The sequence below is a fragment of the Acidovorax sp. KKS102 genome (assembly GCF_000302535.1).
Lineage (GTDB): Bacteria > Pseudomonadota > Gammaproteobacteria > Burkholderiales > Burkholderiaceae_C > Acidovorax.
Map to the genome: position 1 here is coordinate 4,073,801 of NC_018708.1, position 22,740 is coordinate 4,096,540.

Below are 22,740 nucleotides of genomic sequence, written 5' to 3' on the forward strand. Positions count from 1 at the left end.
GTTCTTCCAAAGCCCCGTACGCGCCCCCTGCGCCTGAGGCTTATTCGCAGGGCCTGCCCACACTCCCCATCACAACGAGCTGGCGCTGGAACCATCGCCCCGGTAGAGCCACGGCACATCCAGCACGCGTTCACCCAGCAGGCGCAACGACAGGTCGCGCCCCCAGCGCACGGGCCCTGTGGCGTGGAAGATGCGACCATTGCGCGTGGACCTGGCCTGCACCCGCGCGTTGCGCTGCCAGCGGTTCAGCGCATAGCGGCGCAGGCGCAGCGGTACATCGAGGTCGTGCATGGCCAACGCCCGCTGCAGCTCGGCCGCGTCTTCAATGGCCATGCCAGCCCCCTGCGCCAGGTACGGCCGCATGGGGTGCGCGGCATCGCCCAGCAGGGCCACCAGGCCTTGTGCCATCTCGTCGGCGCTGCGCACCGGCGGGCGGTCGCACAAGGGCCACAGGCGCCAGCCAGCGCCACCCACGGCGCTCACGCTGCGCACCACGTCCTGCAGCGCGGTGCAGGTGCCTTGCAGCGCATGCTCCAGGCCTGCGGCGTTGGCGGCGTGGTCCCAGCTCTCCAGGTCTTGCGGTGCAGGCCCTTGCACGATGACCACCAGGTTCTGCAGCTCGCCCCGGCGCACGGGGTACTGCACCGCATGCAGGCGTGGGCCCAGCCAAGCGGTGACCTGCGCTGTGCGCAAGGCATCGGGCAGCGCATGCTGTGGCACCAGCGCGCGGTAGGCCAGGTGTCCCGTCACGCGTGGCGGCACGGCGCCCAGGAGCTGGGTGCGCGTGCGGCTCCACAGGCCATCGGCACCGATCAGGGCATCGCCCTCGACCTGCTTGCCCCGGCTGGTGCGCACGGTCACCACGCCGTCGGCATCGGCAAAGCTTTCGATCGCATGGTCCAGGTGCAGTTGCGTGTCGGTGTATTGGGTCACGGCAGACAGCAGCAGGCCATGCAGGTCCGCACGATGGATGGTGGCGTAGGCCGCGCCGTAGCGCTCCACCGCCGTGGGCCCCAGGGGCAACACGGCCAGTTCTTTGCCGCTGACGGCATTGCGCACCTGCAAGCGGCTGGGGAAGGCCGCTACCGCTTGCAGCGGCTGCTGCAGGCCCCAGGCCTGCAAGCGGCGCACCACGTTGGGCCCGATCTGCACGCCCGCACCCACTTCGCTGAAGGCAGCAGCACGCTCGTACAGCCGCACCTCCCATCCGGCACGCGATGCACCCAACGCAGCGGCCAAGCCGCCAATGCCGCCACCGGCGACCAACACCTGTTTTTTCATGGCGCGATTGTGAACTGCGCGCGCTGGCGGGCCTTTGTCTTAACGCAGGTCATAGCGCAGGCCGCAGCGCACGCTCCAGCACCTCGGCGGGCATGGGCCGACCAAACAGATAGCCCTGAAAAGCCTTGCAGCCGTAGCGCTGCAAAAATTCGAGCTGGCCTGTGGTCTCTACGCCCTCGGCCACAACCGCCAGGTCCAGGCTGTCGGCCAAGGCCAGGATGGTGCGCACGATGGCGGCGTCGTTGGGGTCGGTCTGCAGGTCGCGCACAAAACCCTGGTCGATCTTGAGCTGGTCAAGCGGCAGCCGCTTGAGGTAACTCAGGCTGGAATAGCCCGTACCAAAGTCATCCAGCGAGAAGCCCACGCCATAGCGGCGCAGGTGCTCCATGCGCGCAATCACGTCCTCGACATCGGCCATCAAAAGGCTCTCGGTGAGTTCGAGCTTCAGGCGCTCCGGGTTGGCGCCCGTGGCGTCCAGCACGCCCAGCACCTGCTCCACAAAGTCCGGCTGGCGGAACTGCCGCACGCTCACGTTCACCGACAGGAAGAACTGCCGGGTGAGTGAGCTGCGCGACCAGGCCACCAGCTGTGCGCACGCCGCTTCCAGCACCCATTGGCCCAGAGGCAGGATGAGCCCAGTCTGCTCGGCCAGCGGAATGAATTCGGCGGGGGACACCATGCCCCTGCGCGGGTGACGCCAGCGCACCAGGGCCTCGGCACCCTGCAAGCGGCCTTTGCCATCCACCACCGGCTGGTAGTACAGCACCAGTTCCTTTTCTTGCAGGCCCCGGCGCAGGTCGGCCTCCAGGGCCGAACGGTTGCTCACGGCCGCTTGCATGTCGGGGTCGAAGAAGCGCTGGGTGTTGCGTCCCGCCGCCTTGGCCTGGTACATGGCCAGATCCGCATGTTTGAGCAACTCGTCCACGCTCACGGTCTGCTGGCCGAACAGCGCAATGCCGATGCTGGGTGTGCTGTGGTGACTGGCATCGCCCAGCGCGTAAGGTTTGCCCAGCGTGGTGGTGATGTGGCTGGCCACCAGCGCGGCCTCGGCGCTGGCATGGGCGGGGTCGGCGCTGAGGCCCTCCACCAGCACCACGAACTCGTCACCCCCAAAGCGGGCCACGGTGTCGGACTCCCGCACGCAACCCTTGAGCCGCTGCGCCACCTGCAGCAGCAGCTGGTCGCCAGTGTCGTGGCCCAGGGTGTCGTTGAGGTCCTTGAAATTGTCGAGGTCGATGAACAGCAGGGCACCCTGGGTGCCAGAGCGTGCCACCGCCGCCGTGGCATGTTGCAGCCGGTCCACCAGCAGGCGGCGGTTGGGCAGGCCCGTCAGCGAGTCATAGAACGCCAGACGTTCGATCTGGCTTTCGACCTGCTTGCGCTCCGTGATGTCGCGGCCCACCCCCCGGTAGCCACGCAGGGCGCCATTGGCATCGAACACGGGGACCCCGCTGACCGAGATCCAGTGCATGCTGCCATCCGCGCGCCGGCGTTGCAGCTCCAGGTCGCGGAACGGCTGGTGTGCTGCCAGCACGGCGCGGTGCGCAGCCCAGTCGGCATCGGTCATGTTCAGGGCGCCGATCTCCCAGCGTGTGCGCCCCATCACGTCCGACAGCGGGATGCCGTTCACGCTCAGGTCCCCGGCCAGCTGCACAAAGCGCCCCTCGGCGTCGTGCTCCCAATACCAGTCGGACGACAGATCGCTCAGGGACCGGAAGCGCGCCTCGCTCTCGCGCAGCTCGTTCTCCACACGCACGTAGTCGCTCACGTCGGCAAAGGTGCGCACCAGGCTGCCATCGGCCAGCGAGGTGGTGCGCACCTCGAACGTGCGGCCATCGCGCGTGGTGCGCCAGTACAAGGCCGGGGCCGGAGCCACTGCGCCCTGGGCCACGTAGTCGTGCCCTCGCCGGTCCACCAGGCTGTAGCCCTCGCCAAAGTCGCCGCGCTCGGCCTGCACACGCGTCAGGTCGGCCAGCGTGGGGCGGGTGGCCATCAGTGATTCGGGCAAATTCAGCAGCTCCAGCACGCGCTCGTTGTAGACGGTGATGCGGCCATCGGGCCCGGTCTTGAAGATGCCCTGGCTCATGCTGGCCAGCGTGGCCTGCAGGGCCGAGCGCTGTTCCTGCAGCATGGTCAACGCCTCTTGCCAGATGCGGGCGTCCACCATGCGCACGGGCTGGCCCTGCCCCTGCGCGCCCTGCACCAGCGCCACCAGGCGGTTGAGCAGCTCGCTCAGGTGTGCAGCGCCGTCGGCCTCGCGCAGCACATAGTCGCCCAGCCCGCAGCGGAACGCGCGCGCGGCCAGGGCCTCTTGCGCTGCATCGATGCACATCAGCACCGGGCGGCCCGCGCACAGCTCCAGCAGGCCGGGCAGTTCCTGGTCGCTGGGTTTGAGGCACAACACCACGGCGTCCCAGGCCTGGCTGGCGAGGGGGGCCTTGGCGGTTTCGGGCGTAGGGCTGTTGACCACTCGCCAGTCCGGGTAGCGCGCCGCGATCAGTCGCCGCGCAGCCGCTGCGTGCTGGGTATCGATGTCCACCCACAGGATGCCCACGCCGTTCATGGCCGTTGCTCCTGCCGTGCGGGCAGCGTGGTGGCCAGCGAGGGTGCCGAGTGGCCTGGTAAATACTCACGCTCAAACAGCTCGACCGGCCCGGGCCTTCCAAACAGATACCCCTGGAACCCCTCGCACCCATGCAGCCTCAGGAACGACAACTGCCCCGTCGTCTCCACCCCCTCGGCCACCACCTCCAGGTCCAGGCTCTTGGCCAGCGCCAGGATGGTCCGAACTATCGCCGCGTCGTTCGGGTCCGTCAGCACGTCCCGCACGAAGCTCTGGTCGATCTTCACCTGGTCCAGCGGCAGGCGCTTGAGGTAGCTCAGGCTAGAGTAGCCGGTGCCGAAGTCGTCCAGCGCAAAGCCCACGCCTTCGCTTTTGAGTTGCACCATGCGTGCGATGGTGTCTTCGATGTCTCCCAGCAGCAGGCTTTCGGTGAGTTCGAGTTTGAGCTGCCGGGGGTCGGCGTTGTGGTTCTTCAAGGTTTGCAGCACTTCGGCCACGAAGCCCGGTTGCCGAAATTGGCGGGCGCTGACGTTCACGGAGATGGACAGGTGGGCGGTGTCCGGGTGTTGGCTCCAGCGCTGCAGTTGTTCGCAGGCGGTCTGGAGCACGTATTGGCCCAGGGGGAGGATGAGGCCGGTCTGTTCTGCCAGGGGGATGAAGTCGGCCGGGCTGATCATGCCGCGCTGGGGGTGGCGCCAGCGCACGAGGGCTTCTGCGCCCAGCAGGCGGGCGTGGTGGTCGACCACAGGCTGGTAGTGCACGAGCAGCTCGCCCCGGGCCAGGCCCTGGCGCAGGTCGGCTTCGAGGTTGGAGCGGGCGTTCACCGCTGCCTGCATGTCGGGGTCGAAGAATCTCTGGGTGTTGCGGCCTGCGGCTTTGGCCTGGTACATGGCCAGGTCGGCGCGCTTCAAGAGTTCGTCCACGGTGAGGCGTTCGTCGCCAAAGAGGGTGATGCCGATGCTGGGGGTGCTGTAGTGCTGGGCGCCGTCCAGGTTGAAGGGCTGGTTCAGGCTGGCCAGGAGTTTTTCTGCGACGGTTTCTGCCTGGGTGGCGGCGTTTTGCAGGTCGGGGGCCAGGGCTTCGAGCATGACGACGAATTCGTCGCCGCCAAAGCGGGCGACGGTGTCGGCTTCGCGCACGCTGCCCACCAGGCGGGCGGCGACCTGGGCCAGGAGCTGGTCGCCCATGTCGTGGCCCAGGGTGTCGTTCAAGTCCTTGAAGTTGTCGAGGTCGATGAACAGCAGGGCGCCGAGATTGCGGGTGCGCTGGCAGGCAGCGATGGAGCGTTGCAGGCGGTCCAGGAGCAGGCGGCGGTTGGGCAGGCCCGTGAGGGCGTCGTAGAAGGCCAGGCGTTCGATTTCTTGCTCGGCACGTTTGCGATCGGTGATGTCGCGGCACACGCCCAGGATGCCCGTCACGCGGCCGTGCAAGTCACGGATGGGTGTCTTGATGGTCTCGAACTGGCCCTGGTAGCCGTCTTCCGCGAAGGTGAGCGTCTCCTCGTACACCAACGGTTGCCAGGCCTGCATGGCGCGCTGGTCGTACTTGCGAAAGCGCTCGGCGTCGGCGGGCGCCACCAGGTCAAAGTCGCTGCAGCCCACGACCTGGCTCTCCGGCCGGCCGGCAAAACGCTCAAACACCGGGTTGACCGACAGGTACACCCCGTTGGTGTCCTTCATGAACACCATGTCCGGCATGGCGTTGACCACGCTGGCCAGGTGCGCCTTCTGCTGGGCCAGTTCCTGTTCGATGCGCTTGAGCGCCGTCAAGTCGTAGGCAAACAGCACCACGGCTGCCACCCCTTGCGCCGTCACGCTCTCGGGGGCGATGGTGGTGTGGCGGAACTGGGTGCCGTCGGGGCCATCAATGCGGTTCTCAAACACCGCCGTCTCGCCCGCAAAGGCCTTTTCAAGGTGCGGGTGGATGCGCGCGAACACTTCGGGAGGGATCACATCCCGCAGCAGCTGTCCTTCCAGCGCCTGGGGCGTGGTGTAGAGCCAGCGGGCCTGCTGCTCATTGACGTACAGCACGCGCAAGTCCCGGTCGATCCGAGACACACCGCCCGGCACATGGCGCAGCGTGTTGGCCATGAGCGCCTGCTGGGCGTGCGCGGCCTCTTCAGCCTGATGGTGGGCGGTGATGTCGGTCTGCACGCCATCCCACAGCACCCGGCCATCCTGCAACCGGCGCGGCGACGAACTCAGGTGCATCCAGCGCACCTGGCCGTCGGTGCGGCGCACCCGAAACACCGCCTCCAGGCTGGTCATGGACAGGTAGGACTGGCGCTCCGCCTGGCGCAGGCGGTCGATGTCTTCAGGAAGGATCTGCCGGTACAGCACGCGCGGGTCCTGCAGCACGTCTTCGACCCGCACACCGTTCAGCCGCTCGATGGCGTCTCCCATGTGCACAAAATGCACCCGGCCATCCAGCTCGCGCACGATCTGGAACAACACGCTGTGCGGCAGGTTGCGCCCGAGCAGTGACAGACGCCCCTCGCTCTCGCGCAAACGGCTTTCGGCCTCCTGGATGCGTGCAAACGGGCGACGAATGCCTGCGTCAAACACCGCCTGGTACAACAGCGCATACGCCACCACCCGAAAGCCATGGGACAAGACCCCACCCAGCGTCGAATGCCCGCCCAGCGAGCCCACGGTGACCTCACCACACACGAACGCTCCGGCCGCCCAGGCAAACAGGCGCTCGCGCGGCGCCTCTTCGCTGTGGCTGCGGCGGTACAGCAACACCGCACTGGCGGCCAGTGCCAGGGCCAGCCCCACAGCCACCACCTGGCGCAAGGCCCCGTCTGCAGCATGGGCAAACCAGTGGGGCAGCGGTCCCAGCGCCGCCCCCGCAAGTACCAGCGTGACGCCCCCCGCTGCCGCCAGCCACGCACGGGCCGGGCCGGGGGCCGACAGGCGCGTGGCGGTGAGCCCCAGGGTCAGCGCCTCGGCCACACGCGCCCAACTGCTCAGCCACAGCGACATGTCGGCACTGCCCGGGGGCATGTGCACGGGGCCGGAATGCACCAGCACGCCGTGCAGAAAGTTGCATGCCGCCGCCACGCCAAAGCCCACTACCAGCACATTGGCGCGCGCCTGCTCCTGCGCCTCCAGCGCATGCAGGGACACGGACACCACCAGCAACCCCAGCAGCACCGCCACCAACTCCAGCAGCGGCTCCAGCCCGTGCTGCGCGCCTGCCCCATCGCCCAGCATCTGCGCCAGTGGCACCACGACCAGCGCCAGCAATGCCACCACCAACACCACAGTGATGGCGGGTGCATCCGACCAGGGCATGCGCGCGGTCGGAGAGCTGGTGGGAGGGGGCATGGGCAAAGGGGTGAAAGGCAGTGCCGGCGAAATGGCCGCGCAACGTCACAAGTGTATCTACGCGTAAGGAAATAACCAGAGCGCTCGCCCCATGAAAAACGGGGCCGAAGCCCCGTTCCAGACAGCGCAGGACAGCACCCCGCACTGGCGTTGCGCGCACGCATCAGTACGGGGCGCGGCGGCCCCCTTTCACCCCTCCAGCAGCTGGCGCAGCACAAAGGGCAGGATGCCCCCGGCCTGGTAGTAGTCCACCTCGATGGGGGTGTCGATGCGCAGGGTCACCGTCACCTCCTGCCGCGTGCCATCGGCCCGGTGGATGACCAGGCGCGCATCGCTTTGCGGCGTGAGTGCAGCGTCGGGCACCACGTCGATCACCTCGTTGCCCGTCAGGCCCAGCGTTTCCCACGAATCGCCCGCCTTGAATTGCAGCGGCAGCACCCCCATGCCCACCAGATTGGAGCGGTGGATGCGCTCGAAGCTGCGCGCCACCACGGCCTTGATGCCGAGCAGCTGGGTGCCCTTGGCAGCCCAGTCGCGGCTGGAGCCAGTGCCGTACTCTTCCCCCGCAAAAATCACGGTGGGCGTGCCCTGCGCCATGTACTGCATGGCAGCGTCGAAGATGAACATCTTCTCGCCCTGCAGCGCGCCCTCGTTTTGGAACACCGTGACGCCACCCTCCTCGCGCGAGCCATCAGCGGTGGGCGGGATCATCAGGTTCTTGATGCGCACATTGGCGAAGGTGCCGCGCACCATCACGTCATGGTTACCACGGCGGGCGCCGTAGCTGTTGAAGTCTGCCTTTTGCACACCGTGCTGCAGCAGCCATTGGCCGGCGGGCGAACTCTCCTTGATGGAACCAGCGGGCGAGATGTGGTCGGTGGTGATGGAGTCGCCAAACAGCGCCATGATGCGCGCTCCGTGCACCGCCGACGCGGCCGCCGCGCCCTGGTCGAGCGCAAACTGGGCAAAAAACGGCGGCTCGGCAATGTAGGTGCTGGCGGGCCAGGTGTAGGCCGTGCCGCTCACGCCCTTGATCTTCTCCCACAGCTTGCCGGGGTCGGAGGCCACCTTGGAATAGTTCTCGCGGAAGGCCTTGCCGTTCATGGCGTACTTGAGCAGTGCATGGACCTCGTCGCTGCTGGGCCAGATATCGCCCAGGTAGATGTCCTTGCCCCCTTTGCCTTGGCCCACCGGCTCGGTCATCAGGTCCTTGAGCACGGTCCCGGCAATGGCGTAGGCCACCACCAGCGGCGGGCTGGCCAGGAAGTTGGCCTTGAGGTTGGGGTGGATGCGCGCCTCGAAGTTGCGGTTGCCCGACAGCACGGCCGCGCACACCAGGTCGTTGCTGGTGATGACCTCGTTCAGCTCGGGCGTGAGGTCGCCCGCGTTGCCGATGCAGGTGGTGCAGCCATAGCCCGCCAGCGCAAAGCCCAGCTTTTCCAGGTAGGGCAGCAAGCCGGTCTGCGTGAGGTATTCGGTGACGATGCGCGAGCCGGGGGCCAGCGAGGTCTTGATGTGCGGCTGTACCTTGAGCCCCGCCTCCACCGCCTTCTTGGCCAGCAGGCCTGCGGCCAGCAGCACGCTGGGGTTGCTGGTGTTGGTGCAGCTGGTGATAGCGGCAATCAGCACATCGCCGTTGCCCACCGTGGGGTCGGCCCCCTTGCTGGGCAGCGTGGTGGCTTGGGCGTGGTCGCGGGCCGTGGCCAGCGCGGGTTTGTTGGCCTCCATCTCCACCACCGAACGCGGCGCCCCGGCGGGTGTGGGCTTGCCGTCGGGGGTCACATCAGTCACCACCTCTGCAGCGCGGTGGATGTGGAACCGCGTGTGCAACAGCTCCGCCGGGCGGTTGAAGCCGTTTTGTGCATTGGGCTTGCTGAACAGGTCGGCAAACTGGCTGCTGACCTTGCCGAGTTCGATACGGTCCTGGGGGCGCTTGGGGCCCGCCAAACTGGGCGTCACGCTGCCCAGGTCCAGCGTCACGACCTGCGAGTAGTCCACCTCGCCGGCCAGGGGCACGCCAAACAGGCCCTGGGCCTTGAAGTAGGCCTCGAAAGCCTCGATCTCGCCCTTGGTGCGGCCCGTGCCCTTGAAGTAGTCGATGGTCTTTTCATCGACCGGGAAGAAGCCCATGGTGGCGCCGTATTCGGGCGCCATGTTGCCGATGGTGGCGCGGTCGGGCAACGCCAGGGTGCGCGTGCCTTCACCGAAAAATTCGACGAACTTGCCCACCACCTTGTGCTGGCGCAGCAGCTCGGTCACCGTGAGCACCAGGTCGGTGGCGGTCACGCCCTCGCGCAGCTGGCCCGTCATCTCAAAGCCCACCACATCGGGGGTGAGGAAGTACACGGGCTGGCCCAGCATGGCGGCCTCGGCCTCGATACCGCCCACGCCCCAGCCCACCACGCCAATGCCGTTGATCATGGTGGTGTGGCTGTCGGTGCCCACCAGGGTGTCGGGGTAGTAAACATGGTCCTTGCGCTTGTGCACGCCACGCGCCAGGTATTCGAGGTTGACTTGGTGCACGATACCGAAGCCCGGAGGCACCACACCAAAGGTGTCAAAGGCCTGCATGCCCCATTTCATGAACTCGTAGCGCTCGCGGTTGCGCTGGAATTCGAGCTTCATGTTCAGGTCGAGCGAATTCTTCTTGCCGTAGTGGTCCACCATGATGGAGTGGTCCACCACCAGGTCCACGGGCACCAGGGGTTCGATCTTCTTGGGGTTCTTGCCCAGCTTGGCGGCCACGCTGCGCATGGCGGCCAGGTCGGCCAGCAGCGGCACGCCGGTGAAGTCCTGCAGTACGACGCGCGAGACGACGAAGGGGATCTCGTCCTTGCGCTCGGCATTGGGCGCCCAGCGGGCCAGTTGCTCCACATGCTCCGGCGTCACCTTGCGGCCATCGCAATTGCGCAGCACCGATTCGAGCACGATGCGGATGGACACCGGCAAGCGCTGGATCTGCGGGAACTGCTTGGCCAGCGCGGGCAGGGAGTAGAACTTGCCCTCCTTGCCCGATGCGGTCTTGAAGCCCTTGAGCGTGTTGGCAAAGGCGTGGCGGGCGGGCCGGGACGATGGGGTGGCTGGCGGCTTGGGCGATGAGGCCATGGCGAACTCCTTGATGAAAAGGCGACAGCGCCTATTCTGGCAGTCCCCCATGACGGTGCAATCGCTGGGGGTATGTGCCCCCGTGCCCACAGACCCATCGTAAGGGCTCAGGCGACGCGTTACCCACCTTTTCAAGGAAAAAGTCGCCCAATGCTACATGAACATGCCCTGATAGCTATTAAATTCATAGCAATTGCCCACTAGGCTACCGCCCATGCAGGCAGGCGGCGCACCCCCATCCACTGCAGCTCGGCAATGACTGCCACCGAAACCACATGCACCACCAGATAGGCCTGGCCCAAGAATGTGGGTGCGACGGCATTGTCCAGCAGCAGCGCCAGGCTGGCCAGCGCCCACCCGAAATTGGCAACGATCAGCACCCACAGGCTGCCACGCGGCATGGTTTGCGCACGGGCAATGCGGGTGGCCAGCGCGGCGTAGCCCAGCAGCAAGACGCCCGACACCACCAGCAGGCCGGACGGCAGCCCCAGCCATTCGGCCAATGACGCCGTCAGCAGCAGATGCAAAGCGCCCAGCAGCAGCCCGGTGGACGCATCGAACCAGACCAGGGCACGCAAGAAGGCGGGGGAAGACAGCAGGTTGAACATGACAAGCTCCTTGGAGGGTTGAAGAAGCCTGCATGGTTGCCGCCGAGGCGCATGGCGTCGATAACGTGCCAGGTAATGGCCGCTGCGCAGCTTGGGCCTAGGATGCTGGGCATGACGTCCACACCTTCCCCGCCCTCCCGTCGCACTCCGCGCCACCCGCTGCCGCACCGCGCGGCAACACCTGGGCCCGCCAGTTTTGGGGACCACCTGCGCACCTGGCGCCAGCAGCGGCACCTGAGCCAGCTGGAGCTGGCCGACGAGGCGGACATCTCCACGCGGCACGTGAGCTTCATGGAGACCGGCCGCACCAACCCCAGTCGCGACATGGTGCTGCGCCTGTGCGAGCGCCTGGCCATCCCGCTGCGAGAGCGCAACACACTGCTGGTGGCAGCTGGCTACGCGCCCATGTACCGCGAGCGCGCGCTGGACGACCCGGCACTGGCCGCCGCGCGCCAGGCGGTGGAATTGGTCCTCAAGGGCCACGAACCCTGCCCCGCCATCGCACTGGACCGCTGCTGGAACGTGGTGGCCGCCAACCGCGCTGCACAAGCCCTGCTGGCTGCACATGTCAGCCCCGAACTGCTCGCGCCCCCAGTCAACGTATTTCGCCTGAGCCTGCACCCGGACGGACTGGCCTCACGCATCGCCAATCTGGCCCAATGGCGCCACCACCTCTTCGAGCGCCTGCGCCAGCAGATTTATGCCACGGCCGACCCCGCCTTGTTGGCCCTGCAGGCAGAGCTGCTCGAATATCCCGCACCCGAGGAATCGCCCCCGCTCGTCATGGCCGGAGAAATGTTGGGAGTCGTGATGCCGTTTTGTTTTGAAAGCGTGCAGGGCATGTTGTCCCTCATCAGCACCACGACCATATTCGGCACCCCGGTGGATGTGACCCTGCAGGAACTGGCCGTGGAATCGTTTTTCCCGGCCGATGCATTTACCGCGCAGGTACTGCGGGAGATGGCGCAGCAATATGCTGCGGATTGACCACCGAGCGCCCGAGTGCCGACAACACGCCGACACTTGTTTGGCGCGATGGTCGGCTTGAGGCCTGCGCGGTCTGCATCGCGATAACCCCCCAATAGGAGCAGCATGCGGATTTTTAGCGGCTATGGGATGTACCGGTACTCCAGATGCCGGAAGGGACGCGATAGCCATGCCCCAAAACCTCCAACCATGCCACGCCCAAAAAAATAGCCCGCAGTAGCGGGCTATTTTTGGGCACAGGGGGTGCAGATTCTCAGATGGCGAACTTTTCGCGGTTTTCGTTCTGAATCCACTTGGGCGCTTTACCACGGCCCGTCCATGTCTGGCCGGTGGCTGGGTCGCGGTACTTGGGAGCCACCTTGGTGCCCGCCGTGGAGCTGCGGCCGGTCTTGCCAGCGGCCTTGCCGGCTGGAAACACGTCCTGGGCGGTCAAACCATATTCGGCCACCAGAGAGCGAACTTGGGACACAGCATCCGCCAATTCCCGGCGACGGGCTTCGCTGATTTGCTGCTCAAGGGCTTCACGCTGCTTCAAAAGTTCTTTGTAGCTGGTCATGGTGTCTGAATAAGGAATTAGGGTTGGAGACTTGACGATTATATGAATAACAGAAGGCATGCCAGATGCCGAGGTAAAAATTTTGCATTAAGAAACCACAGAAATGGGCCTTGCATATTCGTCAGCAGGCTATCTCCTGGCGCAAAGCCCCATAAAACTTTCAAAAAGCACTTCCGATGTGCAGCAATACAGCTCAATGCGTTGGCCTGCCCTCCCAGGGTTTGAAATATGCGGCCCATACACATCCTCTTTTCGTCTACGGCAGATAAACGCACAGCTTCCGCCATCAAAATGCGGCTGCGATGTAATGGCGTGCACTATCTCCCTCGGGCAAGGGTCTGAATATGCTGGCACACCCTGGGTTAGCAGACACGCATGCGCCCATCCAGGCAACCCACGCTCCCCGACACCCTCTGCGCAGTGAGGGACGGTGCTCCACGTGAAAAGCCTCGCGCGAAGCCCGTTGCGCCTCAGCAGAAAATCAAGGCTTCACTCCACACCTTTTACGACCCCAGACCATCATGGCTATTTACTGTATCGGCGACATCCAGGGCTGCGACGGCGCTCTGGGGCGCCTGCTGGACACCATCGGCTTTTCTGCCAGCCGGGACACGGTGTACCTGCTCGGGGACCTCGTCAACCGCGGCCCCGACTCCGCCGCAGTGTTGCGCCGCTGCATGCAGCAGGGGGATGCCATCCGCTGCCTGCTGGGCAACCACGACCTGCACTTGCTCGCTGCCGCACATGGCGCACGCAAGCCGTCGCGCCGCGATACCTTGGCCTCGGTGTTCGACGCCCCGGACCGCAGCGCTTTGCTCGAATGGCTGCGTCATCAACCCTTGGCGCGGGCCCACGAGCATTCCGGTCAGACCCTGCTGATGGTGCATGCAGGCGTGCTCCCTGCCTGGAGCACCGCAGACACGCTGGCACGCGCGCAGGAGGTGCAGGATGTGCTGCGCAGCCCAGATTTGCCCGCCTTTCTGCACGCCATGTACGGCAACACGCCCGATCACTGGGATGACGCACTCACCGGCACGGACCGGCTGCGCGTGATCGTCAACGCATTGACGCGCATGCGCTTTTGCTCATCGGACGGTGTGATGGATTTTGAGAGCACCGAGAGCGCCAGCGCCGCCCCGGAGGGCCTGATGCCCTGGTTTGACGTGCCGGGTCGGCGCACCGCTGGCACCTTGATGGCCTTTGGCCACTGGTCCACGCTGGGGTGGCTCAACCGCAGCGACCTGCTGGGCCTGGACACCGGCTGTGTGTGGGGAGGCTGCCTGAGCGCCGTGCGTTTTGGCAAGACGCTGGCTGACCGCGAGCTGCTGCAGGTGCACTGCGAACAGGCGCAGCAGCCGGACTAGAGAGAGCAGGCGCTAGGGAGATGAGAGGCCCGGGCGGAAAACAAACCCGGGACAGTCAACACGGCAGTCAGCGCAAAGAGAGCGCTTGCGCTTATTGCGTGGAGGTTTCCGGCTGCACAGCCTTGAACAAGGCGGCCACTTTGCGCTTGGGTTTGATGTTGGCCGAAATGCTGCTGCGCGCGGGCGACTTGGCTGCGGCCTCCCAGGCGGGGGCGGTATCCTCATTGCTGGGTTCGTAAGGCTTTTCAAAGAAGGGGTCACGCGATGCCACCGCTGGGCGGAAGCCTCGGTGGTGTTCACGCGGCTCGCGGCGCTCGTTGCGTTCGCGCACGGCGGCGGGAATCACGTCGCGCGGGTCTCCGGCCTCGCCAGATTCGCGCCATGCGCGGCGGCCGTCATTGATGCGGCCGCGGGGGCGGTCTTCTTCGTACTCGATGGCTTCGAGATCGATCTTTTTCTTGATCAGCTTCTCGATGTCGGCCACCAGGCGGGCATCGCTGCCCGACACCAGCGTGACGGCCAAACCCGACGCGCCCGCACGGCCCGTGCGGCCGATGCGGTGCACATAGTCTTCGGCGTTGAACGGCACGTCGAAGTTGAACACCGCAGGCACGTCCTTGATGTCGAGGCCGCGCGCGGCCACATCGGTACACACCAGCAGATCGACTTCGCCCTTCTTGAAGGCTTCCAGCGCCTTCAGACGCTCGTCCTGGCTCTTGTCACCGTGCAGCGCGGCGGTCTTGAGGCCCTCGCGCTCCAGACTGCGCGCCAAACGGGCGCAGCCGAGCTTGCTGTTCACGAAGATGAACGCCTGCTTGATGCCACGGGTCTTGAGCACATGGTGGATGGCGCGGCGCTTGTCATCGTCGTTAGCGCTGTAGAAGCGCTGTTCCACGGTAGAGGCCGTTTCGTTCGGCCGGGCCACCTCGATGGTGATGGGGTTTTGCAGGTAGCTGCCGGCCAGACGCTTGATCTCGGGTGAGAAGGTGGCGCTGAACAGCAGCGTGGTGCGCTGCTTGGGCAGGTAGCTCAGGATACGCTGCAGATCGGGCAGGAAGCCGATGTCCAGCATGCGGTCGGCCTCGTCGAGCACCACGTACTCGACCTGGTTGAGCACCGCGTTCTTGGCTTCAATATGGTCCAGCAGGCGGCCGGGGGTGGCCACCAGCACTTCGACGCCCTTTTTCAGTTCGATGGTCTGGGGCTTCATGTCCATGCCGCCAAACACCACGGTGCTGCGCAGCTTGGTGTGCTTGGCGTACAGGGCGATCTGCTGGGCCACCTGGTCCGCCAGCTCGCGGGTGGGCAGCAGCACCAGGGCGCGCACGGGATGGCGCGCAGGGGATGTAGAGCTGTTCTCGTGCTTGAGCAGACGCTGCAGCAGGGGCAGCGAGAAGGCAGCCGTTTTGCCGGTGCCGGTCTGGGCGGCGCCCATCACGTCTTGGCCGGTGAGCACCACCGGGATGGCCTGCGCCTGGATGGGCGTCATGGACTCGTAGCCCATTTCGGCTACGGCGCGCGCCAGCGGCTCAGCCAGCGATAGATTGGAAAAGGAACTTGTCATTTAGCCCTCTATTGTCGCACCGGTGGCCCAAAAAGCGATTTTTTAGGCCCGGAGCGGCAAAAATGCGGTAAACGCAGTCAGCGCATTGGCACGCGTTCGCTATTTATTTGATAGCTAACAGCGTATATTCAACCGGCGCTATTGCCCGTTTTGCGCAAATATCAGCCCTAGGGGGCAACGTTCCGCAACCCCTTGCTTCGCGTGCGGGCGTTGTGTGGTCGGCCAGGCATTGTCTGGACGGCGGGCCGGCTAAACATCCAAAGAACGTGCTCTGCCACCGAGGGCGGCAAAAGCCGCCCCATGAGACCCACCGCCTGTCCAGGTAGTGCACTGGACCTGTGTGCCAGCGCGTTATTCAGCGGCGCGCCTCAGCGTATCCACCACGGGGCGCAGCAGCACCTCACGCAGGCCCCACCAGCCCGCAGCCAGCGCCAGCACTGCGCCTGCCAGTGCCCCCGCCAGCGGCACCCAGGGAGCAGCCGTCCAGGTGAAGTCAAAAACGTAGCGGGCCAGTGCCCAGCCCACGCCCACGGCCACAGCACTGGCCAGAAAGCCCGCCAGCAGACCCACGCCCACCAGTTCGGCCCGCTGCACCTGGCGCAGCAGGCTGGCCCGGGCACCCACGGCCCGCATGATGGCGTACTCCCGTGCGCGCTCCTCGCGGGTGGCGGTGACGGCAGCAAACAGCACCACCAGCCCGGCCGCGAGCGTGAAGGCAAACAGAAACTCCACCGCCCGGATCACCTGCTCCAGCACCCGCTGTACCTGGGCAATGGTGGCGCCCATGTCCACATTGGTGATGTTGGGAAACTGGCGCACCAGCGCATTGTCAAAACCGTGGGTTTCGGGGGCGCGGTAGGCGGCCAGGTAGGTGACCGGAACGTTCTTGACCTCTGCCACCGGGTACATCACAAAGAAATTGGCGCGCATGGAGCCCCAGTCCACCTTGCGCAGGCTGGTGATGCGGGCCTCGTCCTGTACGCCGCCCATATCGAACTGCAAACGATCGCCCAGCTGCAGGCCCAGCGTCTGGGCGATACCTTCTTCCACGCTGATGGCGCCCTCCTCGCCGGGCGTCCAGCGCCCGGCCACCACCTGGTTGTGGGGGGGCGCCTCCACGGCGTTGGAGAGATTGAATTCGCGGTCCACCAGGCGCTTTGCGCGGTCGTCGGTGTAGTTGTCGGGGCCGACCGGCTTGCCGTTCACGGCCACCAGGCGGCCCCGGATCATGGGGTACCAGTCATAGCGCGCCACGCCGCTGTCCTTGAGCGTCTGCTGAAACGCATCGGACTGGTCTGGCATCACGTTGATGACAAAACGGTTGGGCGCGTCGGGCGGCGTCGCCTTGCGCCAGCTGCTGATGAGGTCGGTGCGCAGCAGCACCAGCAGCACCAGGGCCAGCAAGCCCACCGCCAGGCTGCTGACCTGCACCACGGCATAGGCCGGGCGTGCAGAGATCTGCCGCGTGGCCAGCACCAGCCAGCGCGGGGCCGTGGCCTCATTCACACTCTTGCGCAGCAGCTTGACTGCCACCCACGACAACCCCGCAAACAGCGCCACCGCGCCCGCGAAGCCCCCCACGGCAATCAGCCCCAGCTTGATGTCGCTGCTGACTGCGAGCAACAGCGCCGCAAAGCCTGCAATGCCGACACCCAGCACGGCCAGCGAGGCGGGTTTGAGCCCGCCCACATCGCGCCGGATCACCCTCAGCGGCGGCACCTGAGCCAGTTGCAGTACCGGAGGCAAGCCAAACGCCAACAACAGCGTGAGCCCCATGCCCAGGCCAAACACCACCGGCCACAGGCTGGGCGGCGGCAGGGCCGACTCCACCAGGCCCGCCAGCAGCAGCACAAAGGCGTAGTGCACCACGTAGCCCAGCGCCACACCCAACGAGCTGGCAAACAATCCGATCAGCGCAAATTCGGTGGTGTAGGCGCCCGCAATGGTGCGCTGGCTCTGCCCCAGCACGCGCAACATGGCCGAGGCATCAAGGTGCTCCGCCGCAAACCCGCGCGCGGCCAGCGCCACGGCAACCGCAGACAGCAATGCTGCCAGCAGCGCCACCAGACTCAGGAATTTCTGGGCACGGTCCAGCGTCTGGCGCATCTCGGGCCGGCCGCTTTCCAGCGACTCCACGCGCACGCCGTGCACTTCGGGCTTCTTGGCCTCGGCCACTGCCCACTCATTGAACGCCTGGATGGCAGGTGCCGGGCCGATGACGGCAAAGCGATACGTCAGGCGGCTGGCGGGCTGCACCAGGCCCGTGGCGGGCAGGTCACGTTCGTTGACCATCACCCGCGGCGCAAAGCTCATGAAGCCCGCACCCCGGTCCGGCTCGATGACGATGATGCGCGCAATGCGCAATTGCGCATCGCCCAGCAACAGCCTGTCGCCCATGGCAAGGTTGAGCGATTCCAGCAGCGGCGCATCCACCCACACTTCGCCAGGCGCCGGGATGTCGCGCGTCGGCTGCTCCAGCGCGCCAGGAGCATCGGCCACCGTGAGGCTGCCGCGCAGCGGGTAGCCCGGCTGCACACTCTTGAGAGCCACCAGCTTGCTGGCACCACCCTGCGCATCGCTGGCACGACCCATGGTCGGAAAGCCCAGCGTGGTCACCGACTGAAGCCCGAGCGCCTTGGCGCGCTCCACAAAAGCCGCTGGCGTCGGGTTGTCGCTGGCCACCACCGCGTCGCCCCCCAGTAGCTGCAGGGCATCGCGCTGCAGACCCCCTTGAAGGCGATCCGCAAAAAACCCCACCGAGGTGAGCGCGGCTACGGCCAGGGTGACGGCCACGATCAGCAGGCGCAACTCGCCCGCACGCAGGTCCCGGGCCAGGGTGCGCCAGCCAAGGCGCAAAAAAGACAGGTTCATGGGCGGACCTTAGCGCAAAGCCAACGGGCTGGCGGTCTGTGGGGTGTTAGCACCGGCTCAAGGCCAACCGTCAGGGCCGCGCGGTGGGGCCGGCAGCGGACGGGGTCGCCGCAGCCGTGGCCAGCGCCGGTTCTGCCGTGTCCGCTGCCACGGCGGGGATTTCGTTGGTGGCGTTGGTCGCCAGCGCCTGCAGCCGTTGCTCCAGGGCCTGCAACACCGGGGTGATCTGGGGGCCCACGCGGATCTGCGGGTTCGAGAAGCCATCGGCCTTTCCGGCCTCGACCTCGCGCTGCTGGATCAGCGGGACCGCTTTGGCAAATGCCTCGGTAAAGGAATGGGTCTGGCGCAGTTGCTCATGGAACACCGCGCGGCCAAAAAAGGTAAGCTCCGACAACCTGCCGCAGCCATACGAGGTGTGGGTGGCATCGGCCGCCGTCATGATCAGGGTGCTGTCCGTGGCCAGCGGTTCGATCCAGCCTCCGGAGAAGCATGCGGACACCGCGATCACCCGGTTGCGGATGCCCGCCTCATCGAGCGCTGCACGCAGCATCTCGGGTGTCACCGGCGGCACCTCCAGCGGCCAATGCGACGCCGCCAGCTCATGGTTGCGCGCGCCGTGCGAGGTCATGTAGATCACCAGCACATCGTGCTCACGGTCCATGCGTGCGGCCAGGGCCGCAATGGCGCGCTGCAGGTTCTCGGGCGTTGCCCACGGGTGGGTCTGCGCAGTGTCCGCATGGTTGAGCAGGTGCAGCACCCGCCCCTGGGCGTCAAACCGCTCCTGCAGCAGCGCGCTGACCATGCTGCTTTCGCGGCGGAACACGTTTTCATCTGCATAGGGGGCAAACAGCAGCCCGTACACATCCGTCACCCCAGGGCGCTCTGGCGCCAAGGCCTCCACCTGCTGTTGCCACAGCAGCTGCTGGTCTTCAAACAGGCCCTGTGACAGCGTCAGGTGTGCAGGTTCCGGAGGCGGAGCACCGTCGGCAGACTGCGCAGAGGCATCCGCCAGCGCCTGGGCGTCCTCCTCCCAGGGCTGGTCCTGAAACTGCCACATGCCCACGCCCACCACTGCGGCCATCGCCAGCCCAAACACCGCGGTTCGCACACGGGAGCGGATGAAGCGTGCGCTCACAACCACCAGGGCGGCCAGCACCCACACAGTGAGCACACCATAGGCGACCCAGAAAACGATGCTGGCCACCGCGCCGCTCCACCACTCCGGCTGGTGAACCGCCATCCCCATCAACACATACAGCACCAGCAAGGGGCCCAGAGGGGCCCATGCCGAGAGCACATACCAGGCCGCCAATCCGCCGGAAAGGCCAAGGGATCCAGGCTCGCCCGCCAGGGCCGGCGCTCGCTGTGCGGGCGCCATGGCCCACCATGCCAGCCACAGCAGCACCAGGCCGCTCCACATGGGTGCAAGCCAACCCCGCAGGCTGAACTGCGCAGGGCCCACCACCTGCCACCGTGCGGCCCCCACCAGCAGCGCCGCGCTGATCAGCGACAGCACCAGCAATTGCCAGGGCGTAGGCGCTGCGGCCCCCGTGCGCGGCGCAAGGAACAAGGCCGCGCGCAATCCCTCGCGCATCCAGCCCCACAGCGAAAGGCGTTCCGGCGCAAGAGCCGCCCTGCCTACCAGCGATGGCGGCGGGTCTTGCGGCGATCGGCCCAAAGGAACTTCAATTTCCGTGTGGGCCAACTCGGGGCCCCATTGGCTGGGTAACGTGTCGGCCCAGGTGCTGCTGCTGGCGTTCAGGTCTTTCATGCGCGCATCATGCCATCGCAGGTTGACGTCTCGATGCGCATGATCGCAGCCGAAACTCGGAGGCTGCGCGCCACTCCGCGAGCCCCTGAGCTGAGCAATCCATAGCCTGCTCCATGGCGCCATTGCCCCGGCGCTCGTACCGCTGGCAAGGGCCTTCCCAGCGGCAAAATAAAACTAAAAATAATATTGATTTGATATTAAATAACTCATGGAGCATAATTCGGCTTGTTGCAGTTACCGCTCACGACGCGAGCTGTCATCGCAACCCCTGCCTCCACGCGATTTCAACGTCCCAGGCGGGACGCCTTTGGCGACGCTTGTCGCCCAGTGGGTCTGAAGAGCTGCAGCCCACCGAGTCCATCGATGCTCGCGCAAACCTGTGCAGGTCTGCGTTCCCGAATGCAACAGATTTCAAATAACGCCATCTCCATGGGCCAGTACGTCGTTTCGCCCGCGACACACCCCACCGACTGCGGCGGCTTTCGCGCCTCCTTCTCGGTCCAGCGCGCCGCAGGCAACGGCAGCTACTGCCGCGTGTTCCGTTTTGACAAAGCCTTTGCCTCGCGCGAGGCGGCGCGGCTCTTTGCAGTCACCCAGGGTTGGCTCCAGACCTGCATGGCGCACCCGCCTGTGTGCTGATGGATTGATCTGCAAACGCCAGATCGTTTTCACCAGTCACCCTTCCACCCCTTCAGTTGCCAGGCCAGCCGGCGCGCGCAGCTGTCTCCCCACGGTACGCTTTTCGTGCGCACCACACCTCAGAAAGGCTCTTCCATGAGCAGCAAAATCTACGTGGGCAACCTGCCCTACTCCGTGACCGACGCCACCCTCGAAAGCAACTTCGCCGAGTTCGGCGGCGTGTCTTCCGCCAAGGTCATGATGGACCGCGAAACCGGCCGCTCCAAAGGCTTTGGATTCGTGGAAATGGCCAATGCTGAAGTGGCCCAGGCGGCCATCCGCGCACTGCACGGCATGTCCGTGGATGGACGCTCGATCGTGGTCAACCTCGCCCGCCCCCGTGAAACCACCGGCGGCGCCGGTGGCTATAGCGCCTCGGGTTACAACACCAACAAGCGCTCGGACGTTGGCTATGGCAACGGCGGCTTTGGCGGCGGTCGCTACTAAGCCCTGACAGCCCACAATGAAAAGCCGGCGCTCAGACGCCGGCTTTTTTTCGTCCTGCCCCATCCGGCGGTGCACGCCCAGCGCCTCTGGGCCTCAGCGTGGGCCAGCACTCTGCGCGGGTGGCACAACGGGTGCCTGCGCCAGCTCCGGCTGCAGAACCAGGCGGTGCGCACCGCTGTAGCAGACAAAGCGGCGATTCGTGGCGCGCCCAATGGCGCACAGGCCCAACTGCTGGGCCACGGCGTGGCCCATCTGTGTCATGCCGCTGCGGGATACCACGATGGGCACCCCCATCTGCGCGGACTTAATGACCATCTCGCTGGTGAGGCGGCCCGTGGTGTAAAACACCTTGTCCGCCCCCGACATGGGAACGGGCGCAGAGCCTTCAGCGGGGCTGCCTGACGCAGGCTTTTCAGGGTTCATCCACATCCAGCCGGCGATGGTGTCGATGGCGTTGTGGCGTCCGACATCCTCCACAAAGGTGAGCAACTCTTCGCCCTGGAACAACGCGCAGCCGTGGACCGAGCCGGACGACTTGTAGGTGGTCTCCTTGAGGCGAATCGCATTGACGATGCCGTAAAGCTGGCCCTGGGTCAGGCGGGCGTCGGGCAACTGAATGCGGTCCACTTCGTCCATCAGCCCGCCAAACACGCTGCCTTGCCCGCAGCCCGTGGTGACGACCTTGCTGGCCGTGCGCTCTTCAATGCGCGCAATACCGTGGCGCGTGCGCACGGCAGCCGCATGCACCTCCCAATCGACCGTGATGGATTCAATGTCGAACACCGACTCGACGAGCCGCTGGTTGCGCAAGTAGCCCAGCACCAGCAACTCCGGTTGCGCTCCCAATGTCATCAGCGTGACGAGCTCGCGCTTGTCCACATAAATCGTCAATGGACGCTCGGCAGGGATCTGCACCTGCTCGCGCTCGCCCAGCTCATTCACGATCTCCACGGCGTGGGTCAGCGGGGCATGGGCCCGCGTCAAGCGCGGCAGCGAGGGCATGGACGAGCCGGAAGGGGCAGACGAAGAACTCATGGGGCAAATATACGCAGTGCAAGACGCCAGCGGTGGGCGAAAGGGAATAGGTTGCGAAGTGGTTGCGCCACGGCGCCCCGGCACGTGGGCCCCGTCAGGCACCCTTCGCACCACCGCCCACAAAAAAGCCGCGCCCCACAAGGGAACGCGGCCCGTGGCCTGAAGCGACAACGTGCGTCAGGACTTGGAGGCAGGCGCAGCCGCTGCTGCGGGCACCTGCGTGCTGGGAGGGCTGCTGGCCGTGCCTGGTGGCGAATGGGCGCCTGCAGCCTCGGCCGGTTTGGCGGCTGGCGGTGTGTAGGCGAAGGGGCCGGGATCTGCGCAAGCCGCTCCACCAGCAGCCGCTGGCTTGGCCGAGGGCGTGGTCTTGCGGTAGTGCGCGGCCACCTTGTCTTGCGACAGGCACAGCTTGTAGTTGTCCACCTTGCCGGCCCATGCGGCCTTGGCGGCAGCTTCGGCGGCCTTGGCAGCGGCCTCGGGGGATGGAGCCGGCAGCTTGGCGGACGCCAGCGTGCACAAGCCGGCGGCGCACAGCGCCACCACGGTTTTGGGGGTGAGGAATTGCATTGTTGTCATGGAGC

General features: G+C 66.0%; 15 protein-coding genes. 4 read left to right on the forward strand and 11 right to left on the reverse strand.

From position 1 onward, the window contains the following. Positions 1–69: 69 nt before the first annotated feature. The 5 genes from C380_RS18730 to C380_RS18750 form a co-directional block, all read right to left on the reverse strand. Positions 70–1,281, reverse strand: coding sequence for an FAD-dependent monooxygenase (locus tag C380_RS18730; protein ID WP_015015410.1), 1,212 nt, complete (start codon positions 1,279–1,281; stop codon positions 70–72). A 49-nt stretch (positions 1,282–1,330) separates the two neighbouring features. Then, on the reverse strand, positions 1,331–3,844 hold the full coding sequence (locus tag C380_RS18735) for a bifunctional diguanylate cyclase/phosphodiesterase (RefSeq protein WP_015015411.1): 2,514 nt from the start codon (positions 3,842–3,844) through the stop codon (positions 1,331–1,333). Beyond that, positions 3,841–7,173: an EAL domain-containing protein gene (locus C380_RS18740; RefSeq protein ID WP_051022586.1), complete on the reverse strand. Its 3,333-nt coding sequence runs from the start codon at positions 7,171–7,173 to the stop codon at positions 3,841–3,843. The genes C380_RS18735 and C380_RS18740 overlap by 4 nt, the downstream gene beginning before the upstream one ends. 189 nt (positions 7,174–7,362) lie before the next feature. Then, positions 7,363–10,278 carry an aconitate hydratase gene (locus tag C380_RS18745; RefSeq protein WP_015015413.1) on the reverse strand — a complete coding sequence of 972 codons (2,916 nt, stop codon included), beginning with the start codon at positions 10,276–10,278 and terminating at the stop codon, positions 7,363–7,365. Between the two features lie 200 nt (positions 10,279–10,478). Beyond that, positions 10,479–10,886, reverse strand: a complete 408-nt coding sequence (locus tag C380_RS18750) for a hypothetical protein (RefSeq protein WP_015015414.1) — start codon at positions 10,884–10,886, stop codon at positions 10,479–10,481. Positions 10,887–10,997: 111 nt separating this feature from the next. Here C380_RS18750 and C380_RS18755 point away from each other — a divergent pair, with 111 nt between their 5' ends. Next, positions 10,998–11,873, forward strand: coding sequence for a helix-turn-helix domain-containing protein (locus tag C380_RS18755; RefSeq protein WP_015015415.1), 876 nt, complete (start codon positions 10,998–11,000; stop codon positions 11,871–11,873). A 253-nt stretch (positions 11,874–12,126) separates the two neighbouring features. Here the strand turns inward: C380_RS18755 and C380_RS18760 are convergent, their stop codons facing one another. Further along, the gene (locus tag C380_RS18760; RefSeq protein WP_015015416.1) at positions 12,127–12,429 is read right to left on the reverse strand and encodes an H-NS histone family protein; all 303 of its coding nucleotides are present in this window, start codon (positions 12,427–12,429) and stop codon (positions 12,127–12,129) included. A gap of 521 nt (positions 12,430–12,950) precedes the next feature. On the opposite strand from C380_RS18760, the gene C380_RS18765 reads away from it, so the two are divergent. After that, a complete protein-coding gene (locus C380_RS18765) occupies positions 12,951–13,793 on the forward strand; it encodes a symmetrical bis(5'-nucleosyl)-tetraphosphatase (protein ID WP_015015417.1) in 843 nt (280 codons plus the stop codon). Positions 13,794–13,884: 91 nt separating this feature from the next. On the opposite strand, the gene C380_RS18770 is transcribed toward C380_RS18765, so the two are convergent. The 3 genes from C380_RS18770 to C380_RS18780 form a co-directional block, all read right to left on the reverse strand. Then, positions 13,885–15,357 carry a DEAD/DEAH box helicase gene (locus C380_RS18770; RefSeq protein WP_015015418.1) on the reverse strand — a complete coding sequence of 491 codons (1,473 nt, stop codon included), beginning with the start codon at positions 15,355–15,357 and terminating at the stop codon, positions 13,885–13,887. Positions 15,358–15,708: 351 nt separating this feature from the next. Beyond that, on the reverse strand, positions 15,709–18,228 hold the full coding sequence (locus tag C380_RS18775) for an ABC transporter permease (protein WP_015015419.1): 2,520 nt from the start codon (positions 18,226–18,228) through the stop codon (positions 15,709–15,711). Between the two features lie 70 nt (positions 18,229–18,298). Then, the gene (locus tag C380_RS18780; RefSeq protein ID WP_015015420.1) at positions 18,299–19,999 is read right to left on the reverse strand and encodes a C13 family peptidase; all 1,701 of its coding nucleotides are present in this window, start codon (positions 19,997–19,999) and stop codon (positions 18,299–18,301) included. A 399-nt stretch (positions 20,000–20,398) separates the two neighbouring features. On the opposite strand from C380_RS18780, the gene C380_RS18785 reads away from it, so the two are divergent. Then, on the forward strand, positions 20,399–20,638 hold the full coding sequence (locus C380_RS18785; protein ID WP_193353832.1) for a hypothetical protein: 240 nt from the start codon (positions 20,399–20,401) through the stop codon (positions 20,636–20,638). A gap of 135 nt (positions 20,639–20,773) precedes the next feature. Then, on the forward strand, positions 20,774–21,124 hold the full coding sequence (locus tag C380_RS18790) for an RNA-binding protein (RefSeq protein ID WP_015015422.1): 351 nt from the start codon (positions 20,774–20,776) through the stop codon (positions 21,122–21,124). A gap of 93 nt (positions 21,125–21,217) precedes the next feature. Here the strand turns inward: C380_RS18790 and C380_RS18795 are convergent, their stop codons facing one another. Continuing rightward, the gene (locus C380_RS18795) at positions 21,218–22,126 is read right to left on the reverse strand and encodes a formate dehydrogenase accessory sulfurtransferase FdhD (RefSeq protein WP_015015423.1); all 909 of its coding nucleotides are present in this window, start codon (positions 22,124–22,126) and stop codon (positions 21,218–21,220) included. A gap of 210 nt (positions 22,127–22,336) precedes the next feature. Then, positions 22,337–22,726 carry a hypothetical protein gene (locus tag C380_RS18800; RefSeq protein ID WP_015015424.1) on the reverse strand — a complete coding sequence of 130 codons (390 nt, stop codon included), beginning with the start codon at positions 22,724–22,726 and terminating at the stop codon, positions 22,337–22,339. Positions 22,727–22,740 lie beyond the last annotated feature (14 nt).